The following is a 14,251-nucleotide window of genomic DNA, read 5'->3' on the forward strand; positions in this document are numbered from 1 at the left end:
AAGATACGGATAAGCAGAGCGTAAATGCAAATTTATTTTCATTTGCCGAGCGGGAGTATCCGAGGCGGAGCCCGATACGCGGAACAAGTGAAGTAAACCGATACGAACGATGAAAAAAATCCTACGACTGATGGCTTTTGCAGCTCTGGGGCTCACGGGATGCACCGGGCGTCCGCAGCCTCTCGAAACCGACCATGCACTCACCGCCGCCGAGATCGAGGCGGGAATCCTCACCCCCGAGGTGATGTGGAAAATGGGACGTGCGGGCTCGTCGTCGCTTTCGCCCGACGGGTCCCGGCTCCTCTATACGGTAACGAACTACGACGTCGCCGAAAACCGCGGCGTTACGCAGATTTTCGTGCAGGAAATGGCGACGAAATCCGTGCGCGCACTCACGGATGCCGCGTCCAACAACGCCGATCCGAAGTGGAGCGCCGACGGCCGGACGATCTACTTCCTCTCGGACCGCAGCGGCTCGCAGCAGTTGTGGCGGATGGACGCTGCCGGCGGCGACGCCCGTCAGCTCACCCACTTCGACAAGGATGTCGAAGGCTACGGCATCAGCCCCCGCGGCGACAAGGCGTGGTACGTGCAGACGGTCCACGTCGCCGACCGCCGCTCGTCCGATCTCTACAAGGATATGGACAAGTCGAAGGCCCGCATCTACGACGACCTGATGGTCCGCCACTGGGACTATTGGGACGAAGGCGATTACCGCCACCTGTTCGTGGCCGACTTCGACGGCCGCGAAGTGAAGAAAGGCGTGGACATAATCGGCGCGGAAGCCGCCTACGACGTACCTCTGGCCCCCTATTTCGACATGGGGGAGATCGCGTGGAACCATGCCGGCACGATGCTGGCCTACACCTGCAAGCCCCTCGCCGGCAAGACCTATGCGGAGTCCACCGACTCGGACATCTTCGTCTATACGCTCGAAAGCGGGCTGACGCAGAACATCTGCAAACCCCGCAACTTCGGCCGTGAGGGCGCGCCGGTCATCGAACCGGCCGCCATGCCGGGCTACGACAAATACCCCGTCTGGTCGCCCGACGATACGAAGATCGCCTTCCGCTCGATGCGACAGGCCGGTTACGAAGCCGACAAGGAGCGTCTCTTCGTCTACGACTGCCGCACGGGCGACCTGCAGGACTGCACGCCCCACTTCGACTACAACGCCATGAACGTCGTCTGGGACGGCAACGAAACGCTGTGGTTCATCGCACCGATCGAAGCCACGCACCAAATCTGCCGGCTCCGTCTGCCGGAGGCGGGAGCCGCCTGCGGGACCCCCGATCCGGTGGAGGTCGTAACGAAAGGCGACCACGACATCACGGCCTTCTCGAAAGCCGGCGACCGCATCGTCGCGGAGCTTGCGACGATCTCGTCGGCCACGGAGTTCTACGAAGTAAATCCCGCCGACGGTGCGCTCACGCAAATCTCGGAAATCAACAAACCCGTATACGACCACATCCGCATGGGCGAAGTGCAGAAACGCTGGGTGAAGACCACCGACGGCAAGCAGATGCTCACGTGGGTGATTCTGCCGCCCGATTTCGATCCCGCAAAGAAATACCCCCTCCTGCTCTACTGTCAGGGCGGCCCCCAGAGCGTCGTTTCGAACGGCTGGAGCTACCGCTGGAACTATCAGCTGATGGCCGCGCAGGGCTATGTGGTCGTGGCGCCCAACCGCCGCGGACTGCCCTCGTTCGGACAGGAGTGGCTCGAACAGATCTCGGGCGACTACTCCGGACAGAACATCCGCGACTACCTCTCGGCCATCGACGACGTGGCCCGCGAACCGTGGGCCGACCGGACGCGCATGGGCTGTGTCGGCGCCTCCTACGGCGGGTATTCGGTCTATTACCTCGCCGGGCACCACGAAGGACGCTTCAAGGCGTTCATCGCCCACTGCGGCATCTTCGATTTCGAGTCGATGTACGGCGAGACCGAGGAGCTTTTCTTCATCAACCACGATTACGGCGGCCCCTACTGGGACGAGCGCAATGCCGTGGCGCAGCGCTCCTACGCCCACTCGCCGCACAAGTTCGTCGCGCGTTGGGACACCCCGATCCTGATCTTCACGGGCGAACGGGACTTCCGCATCCCCTACACGCAGTCGCTCGAAGCCTTCACCGCCGCCCGCGTGCGGGGCATTCCGGCCCGTCTGGTCGAGTTCGAAAACGAAGCGCACCAAGTCTTCCAACCGCAAAATTCGCTGGTCTGGAACCGCGAGTTCTTCGCGTGGCTCGACAAATACGTGAAGCAGCGGTAGAGCCCCGACCGACGGGACGGCCCCGTGCCGTCTCACGCATGAGAATCACCCCTGCCGGAGCTGTTCCGGCAGGGGTGAAATCATCTCTATCCAACGAACTTTCCGGGTCCGCGCTCGGGTATTCGGCTCTTCCGGAACGACGCACCGGCCCGCATCGGAATCGGACGACCGCCCCGGGACCTGACAGTCCGGACCGGCCGGGCAGCCCCCCTGCCTCGGACGGACTATTCCGGCTTGCCGGGGTGTCCGTCCGAGGCAGCGCCTCAGCGCTTGCTCTTGTCCCAGAAGTGGACCACCATGCCGAAGTTGATGTCGGCGATATTGAGCCGAAAACGCATCTTCGATGCCGAGCGCGAACCCGTCTTGTTCCCCTCGGCGTCGCGCTGCGTAACCGAATTGTACTGTATGCCGCCCAGTCCCAGCGAAACCGTCGCGCAGACATTGGGGAAAATGTAGACCGCGACCCCCGGATTGAAGGCCAGTTTGAGTTTCAGATTATCGCTGTAAGTCGCCTTGGGCGTATCGCCCGAATTGTTGAGGAAGCTGCCCGAACCGATCACGGCCGACGCCTCCACCTCGGCGAAGAGCCCGAAGCGGCCTTTTTGATCGAGCCCCACGTAGGAGCGATGGAACAGGGCGAACGAATAGTTGTCGTTGTCGAGCGACATATCGGCGATGTTGAGCGATATGTCGTTCTGTTCGCCCAGATCGAGGTCCACGTTGCCGAGGCGTCCGTCCATGTGCTCGTATCCGAACCGCACGCCCACGCAGCGGTTGTCGCGGTAGAAATAGCCGATAAACGGTTTCACGGTGGCGATCGTCCCGTCGAGGTTGATGTTTTCGAGGATCACCATGAAGTCGGTGTCGTCGCTCGACATCGTACCGTAGGAAGCCGTGAGACCGATGATAAGTTCGCCTTTGTAGGCGAAGCGCCCGCGGTTGACCTCGCGGTCGATCCGCCTGCGCATCGGCAGGAAGTGCCGGGGAGGCTTGCCGCCGGACGACGGTTCCGCGATCTGCACGGCGGATCCAACGGTTGCGGCGGCTTCGGCTTCCGACGGCGGGAATGCCGCATCTCCGCCCGGCGCTTCCTGCGCCGCAGCGCACAGCATCCCGAGAAGCCCTAATGTCGAAAGTATCGTCTTTTTCATCGTCGAATCCTTAGTTTAGAGGTAGAACGCCACGCCCACACCGATCGAGAAGATGTTGACCTTGAAATTCATGTTGCTCATCCGGCGGTGCCCCACCGCAACCTGATTGTGCACCTGCTTCACGCTGGAATAGGAGATGCCCATCACGCCGACGTTCACCTCGATGGCGACGTTGTTCGTGGCGAAGGCCACCAGCCCGGGCGACACGCCGAGCGAGAGCGTATAGCCCGTCTCGTACGTACCTTTGACCGGCTGTCCGCCGGCGAACTTCGACTGCGTGCCTCCGGCGCCGAGCTGCATTTCGTTGAAAAGGGCAAAGCGTTTGCTTTTGCCCAGCGGGATGTACTGCCGCCACGAAAAGGCGACCGTATAGGAGTGTTTGACCGATTTGTAGTCATCGACCCGGATCTCCGTACCGGAACTGTCGTCGCCGAAGACCAGATCGGCCTCGTCGATCGTGAGGTTCGTGCGCGAATAGACGGCCCGCACGCCCAGCGCCATATTGTCGCGGACGGCGTAAGCCAACACGGGACTCACGCGAAACGTATATCCGTCGGATTCGATCCCCTCGATCACCAGAAAGTTGTACGATTCGTTTTCGTGCGTCGAATAGGAGGCATTGGCGCCCAGAATCCACTGTCCCTTCGGGACGAAGACGCTGCCCATCTCCGTGAGCCCGCGCTGCGCTCGCATCTCGTTCACGGTCAGCGGCTCCTGCCATGCGCCGTCCGACTGTTGCGCCCGCACCTCCGCGGCCGCGACCGCCAGCCACAGCCCAAGGATCGTTTTCACTATTTTTTTATCCATATCGTCGGATCTGCTGCAACCCGTTTTACACAATTCCGGAACAAAGGTAAATAAATTAAAAACGGATTTCCAACAAATTCCACAGACATCCGGATTTTCATCACGAACACCCCGTCCAGAGACACCGGACCGAAAAGCGGGCGAGGAGCGGGAAATGCGGCGTTTGTGATGAAAATCCCCTATTTCGTTGAATTTATTTTATATAAAGGAGAAGCGAAACTATTTTTGCAGAACGATTATACACCTTTCCGTTCCGGCACCCGCCCGCTCCGCCTTGCCGATCCGGCACGCCCGGCGCCTCGTGCGCAAGGGAGATTCGGGAGGAACTCGGAATCGTGAACGCGCTCTGAAGCCGCGGACAGCGACGATCCGGTCCCGTCCGCCGGAATCCGGAGCTCCGGCAACAGCCGGGTGGTGTATGATTATTTGCAACATTCGCAAACCACACGAACGAACGATCGCATGAATCTACGGTTTCTGTCTGCCGCATTTCTATTTCTCCTCGCCGCATCCTGCACGGCGACGGACGAAGCGGCTTCCTGCGGAGCGTCCGCCGGCGGACGCTCCGAGGTGGTGATCGGCGCCAGCCGGCTCGCCGACACCCGCACGTCGCTCGATCCCGACGGACACACGACCCGCTGGGCGGCCGGCGACCGGATTGCGGTCTGGGCCCGCGACGACGCGGGTTTCGCGCTCGACGCCCAAACCTTCGCCCTGCATACGTTCAAAAGCGAATACGGAGCGGCGAACTTCTCGGCGACGATCGGGCCGATGCCCGAAGGCACCTACACCTACTATGCGGTCTACCCTCTTCCCGCACAACACAGCGGCACCGAAGTCAGCTTCACGCTCCCCGCCGTGCAAAGCGGCACCTACGACGGCGCGGCCGACATCATGGTCGCCGCTCCGACCGCGGGCCCCGCTCTGGAGCAGGCTCCGCAGGAGGAGCTCACTTTGGCGTTCCGCCACCTCTGCCATGCCGTGCGGATCGAAATCCCCTCCGGGCGCAACCGCCTCGGCACGCCGGTCAAACGGCTGGAGATCGTTTTCCCCACGGCCGTGGCGGGAACGCTCACGTTCGACGCCGCACGACCCGACAGCACGCCCGTACTGACCGACGGCACGAATACCGTGGCGATCGACTTCCCGGACGAAGGGCTCACCGATGCGGCCGGCGCCTACGCTTGGATCTTCATCGCACCGACCGACATCGAGGGCGAGGTCGCCTTCCGCGCCTACGACAGCTCCGGCTATCAGGCCGCGGCAGTCCGCACGTCCGTTTCGAAACGCTTCGAAGCAGGCCACACGACTCCGATCGCGCTGACCGTCCCCGAAGCGCGTCCGCTCACATGGCTCGACTTCACCGTCGCCACGAACAACCTCGGCGAGGAGCTCACGCAGATTCGGATCGAGGCCGACGAGGAGCTGTTCGCCGTTCCGTTCGCCGCCGAAAACGCGGAAGCCCTCGCCGTCGCGGCCGATGCCGAAGGCCGTTTCCGCGCAGCCGTCTATGCCGACGCCGTCCCCGCTTCGACGCTCGGCGGCCGTTCGCTCGGGATCGACTACGAATCGGAAAACGCCCTGCTCCGGGGACACACGGTCGCCCTTCCCGCCGATATTGCCGACGGCGGCGAGGCGAACGTGCCGATGAACGTACCCTACCTGTTCGAGGAGGATTTCAGCGGCGTAACCGGAGAATACGGCAGTAACGACAACAAAGGGCTCCTCGATTACGACGCCGACGATTTGAAGGATTACGGAGTTCCCGGGTGGTCAATCTCACGAGCCCGTGTGAACAAATATGCTCTGGCCCTTCGACACTATGTCGCTTGGAGCAAGGACTATTACTCCTGTATAAACAGCGCCCCTCTTTCGCAGATCAAGCCGGAAAAAAGCGTGCAAATCTTAGTAACGTTCAACGCTGCCTCGGAAAGCGACGATATTCCATGCATATTGGGCGGTTACAACACCGAGACCAAACGTTACCCGGGTACCGGCGATGGCGTCGAAATCTACGGAAGCGAAGTAACGATTCTCAAAAATCCGATATATGCCGGTTATGATAAGGTAACGCTCGATGCTCCGGTCTACCAATTCCAGATAGCCGCCACTCACACGACATGCCTCAGATGGAAGACAAGCGCCGATCTGTCCGGCGGTCCAACGGGCAAATATTCCAATACATACATCGACAACATCCGTGTCAATATCGTCAAATAAATAAACCAACCCCACATTACCGCGCATTATGAGAACATACATTTACGCACTGACGATCGCCGCGGCCTCATGCGCCGCCGGCTGTTCGTCCGATAAGGAACCCCTCGGGGGGGGGACGGCCGACACAGGCACCGTCCGTCTCACGGTGGCCGCCTCGGCTGAAGTGGCGTCGGAAACCCGTGCCGAGACCGTCGAGCTGCCTGCGGCTTCGGTGCCCGACGCAGACGATTTCTCGCTGCGGATCACAGGCTCCTACTACGACGATGCGGGCACCATGCACTCCTACGACCGGACATGGCCCACGGTCGGCGCGTTCGATGCTCCCAAGATGGTACACGGCGATTACACGGCGTCGGTCTCTTTCGGCGACATGCAGAACGAAGGGACCGATGCGGCCTGCTTCGCCGGTACGCAGGATTTCACGATTCTCGCCCGCCGGACCGTAGAGGCCGCCATCACCGCTTCGCTCCAGAACGCCGCCTTCAGGCTCGCGTTCGGCGAGTGGTTCTCGCGCTATTACACTCAGGCGAAAATCACGGTCCGGACCGAATCGGACCACAGTTTCACCTTCACGCAGGCCAATACATCGCTCGTCTTCGTGAAACCAGCGACGAAACTCTTCCTCAAAGGCACGGCCGTCAAGGCGCAGAACGGTGCGGAAGTGGAGTTCCCCGAGGCGGAGATCGGCACGACAAAGGCCCGCACGCTGCATACGATCCGTGTGGATGCGTCGGAGGCCGGCGGCGGGAAGCTGGTCATCGACCTCGACGACACGTTCACCGAACTCGAAGAGCAGGTGATCGAACTGAATCCCGAAGCGCAAACCGACCTAAGAAAATAACAGAGACCGGATATGAAAAATTCGTACAAAACCGCATTGCTGGCTTTCGCGGCGCTCCTCTTCGCCGCAGGCTGCGGCAAGGACAAGATCGTTTTCCCCGAAACGCCCACCGGCGGCGAAGAGACCGGCTACCTCGTTCTTTCGGGAATGAACCTCGGCGTCTCGGCCGATGTCGAAACGCTCGTCAGCGGGCCGGACGCATCGAAGGCGCCGGCCACCCGCACGACCGTGGACGCCGATGCGGACTTCGAGCTCTCGATCACGAGCAACACCACGCAGGCGACCGTCTGGGAGGGCACCTACGGAGACATCAAGGCCATGGACGCTCCGATGGAGCTGCAACCCGACCGTTACACCCTCAGAGCCGCCTCGCCCGATGCCATCCAGCCCGTAGCATGGGAGACGCCCGAATACGCCGGGTCGACCGAGTTCACCATCGTCAAGAAGACCACGACGACGGTGAGCGACCTCGTGTGTACGCTCTCGAACATCAAGACGACCGTCGAGCTTTCGGCCGACCTCAAGGAGCTGTTCCTCGACGACGGCACCGACGACCTGAAAACCACCGTCTCGCTCGGCGAGGCTTCGTGCGTCTTCGCCCGCGACGAAACGCGCGCGGCCTACTTCGGCGCGGCCGCCGCGTCGAACACCCTGACGGTCGTCCTCACGGGGCGGTACAACGTGAAAGGCGAAGGCGAAACGCCCGAATACCAGCCGATCACCATGACGCAAAAGATACCGAACGTCAAAGCCGGCCAATGGCGTAAAATCGCCATATCCGTCGAACATGCCGACGAGGGCAACGTGCAGCTCGTCATCACGGTCGAGACATGGGTCTACGACGAGAAGATCGACGTGGACGTGATGTCGTCGTCCTACTCCTACGGCGAAGAGGAGATTCCGGACATCGACGACGAGACCAGCGACCCCGACGGCCCGCAGGTGTCGCTCGACGGCGATCATCTGATCGCAGATCCGTTCCGCATCTCGGCGGCCATCTTCGATTTCGACTTCGATCCCGTGCGCTGCAACGACCTCATAAGCCTCATCGCCGCCCCGCAGGGGGATGCGACGATCGCCGAAGCCTACTGCGTCTTCGACTCGGACAACGCGGCGCTGCTCGCAGCCCTCGACGGCGCGGGTTACACCGAACGCAAGGTACCCCTCTACCCCGACAACGGAGCGGCCGACTATGCGGTCGTTCGCACGGACAACGCCGACCGGCTGCTCGTCAAGGTCAACGACGCCGGCATGTACGGTCTCTACGGCTACGAAGGCACGCATACGGCCAAAATCGTCGTAACGGACAGCCGGAACCGACGCACCTACACGCCGCTGACGCTCTCGGTGGCCAAGGGCGGCGGCAGCGAGACCGGGCCTGCGATCACGGGGCTCGACGGCTTCGATCTGGATACGCGCCATACGATCGCCCCGACGGACAATCCGCCTCTGAAAGTGGCCCTCGACGTAACGTCGGCCACCGGAATCACCGGATTCCGAATCGAAATACTGGGCGGCGACGTGCTGCCGGCGAACGAACTGGCGAGCCTCTCGCTCGCCCCCGACATGGACCTGCTCCATCCTGCGACCGATGCGATGAAATCCCGCCTGCAGGAGTTGGGCTTCCTGCCCAAAGACGGCAGCAGCATCGAAGGCGCCACCAGCATGCGCTTCGACATCTCGGAGTTCGTTCCGGCGATGACCGTGCTCGACGGGACCGGAAACTGCGACTTCCGCCTGACCGTATCCGACGCTGCGGGTACGACCGTCAAGACGCTTATGTTCAACGTCGTCCACTAAACCGTATACCGCCATGAAAAAAATACTGCCATACGTTCTTTCATGCCTGATGCTGCTCGGCGCGTCGTGCGCCGAGGACGACGCACCGGTCGGCGGCGAAGGCGTCGTGAACTTCCGGATCGAAACGACATCCGCCGCAACCCGTGGGGAGTACGATCCGCTGGACGATCTGCTGATCCGCATCTACAAGGCGGACGGCGGTCTGATCCGCCGCTACACGTCGCTCGACGACATGCCCGAGAACCTCTATCTGGTGGCCGGAGGCTACAAAATCACGGTCGAAGCGGGCAACTGGAACCCTGCGACACGGACCGAAAAGAGCTACCGCGGCGAAAAGGACTTCACCGTTCTCGCACAGCAGGTCATCACGGAACGGGTCGTTTGCCCGACGGTGAATACGGGTGTTCGGGTTTCGTTCGATCAGTCCGTGGCGGATAAGTTCGATCTGTCCGCATGCGTCTACGTAAGCGCCAGCGACCGGTTCGAACTGGCTGCGATCAACGAGGTGCCGACCCTGCGGTTCGACCTCGCCGATCCGTCCGCCGCGACGGGTTACTTCATTCTGCCCGAAGGGGTTTCCAACCTCAGTTGGGGATTCTACGGAGAGGGGACGAATCTGGGCGAGGTCAAACAGCTCGGCGTAATCGAAAACGCGCAGAGCGCCACGATCTACAAGCTCAAATTCCAATATTCGAAGACGCCCGCGGGCTCCGCGGACATCACCGTTCAGATCGAAACGGCTCCCGAAGAGCACAACGACAACTTCATCTTCAACCCCCAGCCCTCGATCAAGGGCGACGGCTTCTCGATGGACGAAACGATCGGCTACAACGGCAGCGACATCCGGTTCGAGGTCTCCTCGGTGAAAAAACTCGCCACGGTAACGCTCACCGCGAACGACACGACCTATCCCGTCTACGACGCATCGACGGCTTCCGCAGCCCTTCAGGACGGCATCTCCTACGTCAAGACCGACGACAACAACCTGACGGTCGTGTTGGGTGCCGCCTTCTTCGCCGAATACGGCACCGGGCTGCACGAGCTGCGGTTCGATATGACCGACAACGACGGCGGCACGGGCACGGGCAGCGCGAAGTTCGCCATGCCGGGCCTCATGGAGCTGACGGCTTCGGATTACGACCTGTGGACCAATACGGCGACCTTCCGGGCGATCGTAACCGATCCCGCCGTTACGGACGTCGTGTTCAGCTACCGCACGCCCTCGGGCGAATGGATCCGCATCCCGGGCGTGAAAGGCGCGGACTACACCTACACGGCGACGGCGGCTCCCGGATGGACCGAAGGCACCGACACCGCACACGCAACCTATCTCATCGACACCTCGACGGGCATATTCGCCAACCGCGATTACGAGTACAAGGTCTCGACCGGCAGCACCGAAAGTCCGGCCAAGCGCCTCTCGACCGCGGTTTCGCAGACGATCCCCTACGGCGACATGGAGGACACCGGGCTTTCGTGCTTTACGACAGACAATGCCTCGGCCCCCGTATGGGCAAGCGGCAACAACTCGGTTGCCGACCAACTCTGTACTCCGGGGACCTTCAACGGCATGGAGGGCGCGCATTGCGCCAGACTTGCGGCCGCCGCTCCCTTTAGTATTCTCGCGGCAGGCAATCTCTTCACGGGACTCTTCTACAAGGACGGTCTCACGAAAGGAGTAGTCGAATTCGGCCAGCCTTACACGTGGAAAGCCCGCCCGACGGCGATGCGCGTGAAGTACTATGCCGAAAAGATCGGGACGATAGACATAGACAAAAAATACGGCGCCCCGCTCAAGGAGGGCGATCAGGACAAAGCGCGCATTTTCGTGGCGATCGTGGACTGGAACGCCCGCCACAAAGTCTCGTCCGGCACATCGAAGCCCACCGGCACATGGGACCCGATGAACGGACCCGACGCCGTCCCAGAAGGCCGAATCATCGGCTACGGCTCGATGTTCATCGAAGGGCCCTCCGCCGGCGGCACCATGATCGAGGCGACCCTTCCGCTCTATTTCTACGACAAGCAGGCCAAGCCGTCGGGCGCCTATTCGCTCGTGATCTCCTGCTCGACGAGCGCCTACGGCGACTTCATGGCGGGCTGCAGTTCGAACGTGATGTACGTCGACGACTTCGAGTGGGTATACTGACACAGAACCTAACTTTATGAAACTCCGTAACCGTTTCTGGACTCTCCTGTTCGCGCTCGGTGCATCGTGCATCGACAACAACCTGCCCTACCCCGTCGTGGCGATCGACATCCTCGGCGTGGAAGGCGAAGGGTTCACCGTTACGAGCAGCGACATCGACCCGAAAGAGCGCGTCGTAACCCTCAGACTCGACGAGACGACGGACATCAGCCGCGTGAAGATCACCGACGTGAAGATCACCGAAGGCGGTAAATCGTCCGTGCCCCTCACCGGCACGTTCGACCTGAGGAGCCCGCTGCGGGTAACGCTCTCGCTCTATCAGGATTACGAATGGGAGATTCGCGCCGAGCAGGAGATCGAACGGATCTTCACGGTCGAAGGCCAGATCGGTTCGTCGGTTTTCGACGTTTCGCAGCGTACGGCCACGGCGCAGGTCAGTCTCGATACGGATCTTTCGAACATCACGGTTACGGAGCTCAAGCTCGGGCCGCGCGACATCACCGCGATGGACCCCGAGCCGGAAGCGCTGACGGACTTCAGTTCCGTGCGCTATGTAGACATCGCCTACCACGACTTCACCGAACGCTGGCGGCTCTACGTAGTCCGCACGAACGAGGCTGCGGCGCTGGCCGCAGCCGACCTGTGGAACTGCACGGCGACGCTGAGCATCGCCCCGCAGCCGGAGGCGGAGACGGTGGCGCTCGAATACAAACGGCAGGACAGCGACGAGTGGCGCCCGACGGAGGTCGCTCCCCGAGAGGGCGGCGGCTACACGGCGAGCATCGCCCCCGACTGGAGCGAAAGCAAAAACGCTTCGGGGCTCACCGTTTACACGATCGACCCGGCCTCGGGCGTATTCGCGGGTACGACTTACGACTATCGGCTCCTCGTCGACGGCCAAACGGCCGCCGAAGGAACCTTCTCGACCGCGACCGGCGACACGATTCCGCTGGGCGGCATGGAGGAGAGCGGCATGTCGTGTTTCACCACGGAAAACAAGACTTCGGACAGCTGGGCCAGCGGCAATAACACCTTCACCAAAGGGCTTTGCACACAGAGCGCCTTCGAGGGGATGGAGGGCGCCCACTGCGCCAGACTCGCGGGTACGACCGCCGTAGGCATCCTTGCGGCGGGCAACCTCTTCACGGGTATCTTCTACAAAGACGGCCTCACCACCGGCGTCGTTGAGTTCGGACAACCCTACACGTGGACGGCGCGCCCCTCGGCCCTCAAGGTGAAATACTATGCCGAAAAGATCGGAACGGTGGACGTCGCCAAGCACGCCGGCGCCCCGATCGGCATGGGCGATCAGGACCGCGGCCGCATCTTCGTGGCGATCGTGGACTGGAGCGGCCGACACAAGGTAACGTCCGGCACGGCGGCGCCGACGGGGACGTGGGACCCCGAACAGCAGTCCTCGACCGACGAGGGCCGAATCATCGGCTACGGCTCGATGTTCATCGACGAATCCTCCGCCGGCGGAGCGATGATCGAGACGAGCGTTCCGCTCAGCTTCTACGACCGGCAGGCCAAGCCGTCGGGCGCCTATACCCTCGTGATCTCCTGTTCGACGAGCGCCTACGGCGATTTCATGGTCGGCTGCAAGACGAACGTGCTCTACGTCGACGACTTCCGTTGGGAATATTGATCCCGACGGACCGAACCGGCGAAGCGGCGGACCGTCCGGCGCATCCCGAAATTCGGAAATCACCCCTGCCCGAACAGACTCCGGCAGGGGTGAAACCGTTAAAAAATGCGTTGTCAGACGTGTCCCCCTTTTTCGCCCCCCCAGATTCCCGACACGGACGCCGCTTCGCCACACGAACGACACGATCGAAGCCGTTCCCCGCCCTTCCCGAAGAAGGTTCGCCCCGGCACGCGGTCGAGCACCGTGCACAGTACCGTGCCCGATTTTACGGAGGATCGTCTTCGCTTTTTCTTCCGGCCGCCTTTCGAAAGTTTCGACATCCCGGAACCAATCCCGTCAGGCCGTCGCAGCGGCGGCCCCTGCCCTCGCAGCGTACCGTGCGATCCAGCCGCCGGCGAACAACGGCAAATACGCCCGCGACCGGCTGCAAAAGAATGCAGCCCATCAAAATTATCGTCCCGTACCGACACGGCTCGCAGAGCGTTCGGCACGGCACTCCGCCTTACGAACCGGGCGAACTGCTTTCGTCCATTTCCCGCCCCGGTACGCTTCCGCCCCGGCACAGCTGCCCCGGCTCACGGTCCGAACGAAAGGCGTTCGCATGAAACGAATACGAAAAAAGCCGTCCGCGATCCATTCGCAGACGGCTTTTTCATAAAAAATTGCGCCGCATTACCGTCGGGCGATCCGGCAATATTTGTCGTAACGCCCCATCACATCCCTGACATAGGCGATCGTCTGACGGCTTCCGGTAAACTTACCGTATTTCACCGCTTCGTTTTCATAGTAGGCCGAATCGGCTTTCAGCTCCAGATAGCGCGCCACGACCTCCCACGAATCGGGGTTTTCGCCGTACAGTCCGGCAAGCCGGCGGGCATCGCTCACATGACCGATCCCTCCGTTGTAACTCGCAAGCACGATGCTCATGCGGTCCCGCTCCGGCACGTTCCGCGCGAAGCGGAGGGTCGTGTCGATTTTCTTGAGCAATCGATTGGCCAGCCACACGTTGGTCGCCGGATCGGCCACCGCATCGGCCGGCACTTCGAACTGCCGCGCCACGACAGGCATGATCTGCATCAGCCCGCGGGCGCCCCGTCCCGATACGGCGTCGGGCGTGAAACGCGATTCGTGGTAGGCGATGGCACTCAGGAGGCGCCAGTCGTTGCCCTCGCGTTCCGACACGCTGCGGATGATGTTGTCGTAGGCCGAAATGACATATTCCCCCTCCGACAGCAGCGAATGATCGTCGGCCTCCACGGCAAAAGCGTCGGCCGGAGCCGCGAAATCGGCATTGAAGCTGTGAAAAGCGGTAAAAACGGTTAAGAACGCAAAAATCAACGCGGTCTTCTTCAGCATAAAAGTT

Annotated in this window: 9 protein-coding genes; 6 read left to right on the plus strand and 3 right to left on the minus strand. The window is 61.6% G+C overall.

Translation table 11 applies throughout. From position 1 onward, the window contains the following. The first annotated feature begins 109 nt into the window (after positions 1–109). Complete coding sequence (locus BN3659_RS09775; RefSeq protein ID WP_091536582.1) at positions 110–2,272, plus strand: S9 family peptidase; 2,163 nt, start codon at positions 110–112, stop codon at positions 2,270–2,272. A 263-nt stretch (positions 2,273–2,535) separates the two neighbouring features. On the opposite strand, the gene BN3659_RS09780 is transcribed toward BN3659_RS09775, so the two are convergent. Together BN3659_RS09780 and BN3659_RS09785 are read right to left on the minus strand one after the other, a co-directional pair. Beyond that, positions 2,536–3,423 carry a hypothetical protein gene (locus BN3659_RS09780; RefSeq protein WP_091536584.1) on the minus strand — a complete coding sequence of 296 codons (888 nt, stop codon included), beginning with the start codon at positions 3,421–3,423 and terminating at the stop codon, positions 2,536–2,538. A 15-nt stretch (positions 3,424–3,438) separates the two neighbouring features. Further along, entirely contained in the window at positions 3,439–4,230 is a 792-nt protein-coding gene (locus BN3659_RS09785) for a hypothetical protein (RefSeq protein ID WP_091536586.1), read from the minus strand. Positions 4,231–4,692: 462 nt separating this feature from the next. On the opposite strand from BN3659_RS09785, the gene BN3659_RS09790 reads away from it, so the two are divergent. From BN3659_RS09790 to BN3659_RS09810, 5 genes are read left to right on the plus strand one after another with little or no spacing between them, the layout of a single operon-like run. Further along, on the plus strand, positions 4,693–6,450 hold the full coding sequence (locus BN3659_RS09790; RefSeq protein WP_091536587.1) for a fimbrillin family protein: 1,758 nt from the start codon (positions 4,693–4,695) through the stop codon (positions 6,448–6,450). 28 nt (positions 6,451–6,478) lie between these two features. Next, positions 6,479–7,291, plus strand: coding sequence for a DUF4493 domain-containing protein (locus tag BN3659_RS09795; RefSeq protein ID WP_091536589.1), 813 nt, complete (start codon positions 6,479–6,481; stop codon positions 7,289–7,291). Positions 7,292–7,303: 12 nt separating this feature from the next. After that, positions 7,304–9,091 carry a DUF4493 domain-containing protein gene (locus BN3659_RS09800; RefSeq protein ID WP_091536591.1) on the plus strand — a complete coding sequence of 596 codons (1,788 nt, stop codon included), beginning with the start codon at positions 7,304–7,306 and terminating at the stop codon, positions 9,089–9,091. A gap of 13 nt (positions 9,092–9,104) precedes the next feature. Next, on the plus strand, positions 9,105–11,240 hold the full coding sequence (locus BN3659_RS09805) for a DUF4493 domain-containing protein (protein ID WP_091536593.1): 2,136 nt from the start codon (positions 9,105–9,107) through the stop codon (positions 11,238–11,240). A 16-nt stretch (positions 11,241–11,256) separates the two neighbouring features. Further along, on the plus strand, positions 11,257–12,888 hold the full coding sequence (locus tag BN3659_RS09810) for a PCMD domain-containing protein (RefSeq protein WP_091536594.1): 1,632 nt from the start codon (positions 11,257–11,259) through the stop codon (positions 12,886–12,888). A gap of 672 nt (positions 12,889–13,560) precedes the next feature. Here BN3659_RS09810 and BN3659_RS09815 read toward each other — a convergent pair. Then, complete coding sequence (locus BN3659_RS09815; RefSeq protein WP_091536596.1) at positions 13,561–14,244, minus strand: transglycosylase SLT domain-containing protein; 684 nt, start codon at positions 14,242–14,244, stop codon at positions 13,561–13,563. Between the last annotated feature and the right edge of the window lie 7 nt (positions 14,245–14,251).

It is taken from the genome of Alistipes sp. CHKCI003, from assembly GCF_900021155.1.
GTDB lineage: Bacteria > Bacteroidota > Bacteroidia > Bacteroidales > Rikenellaceae > Alistipes > Alistipes excrementavium.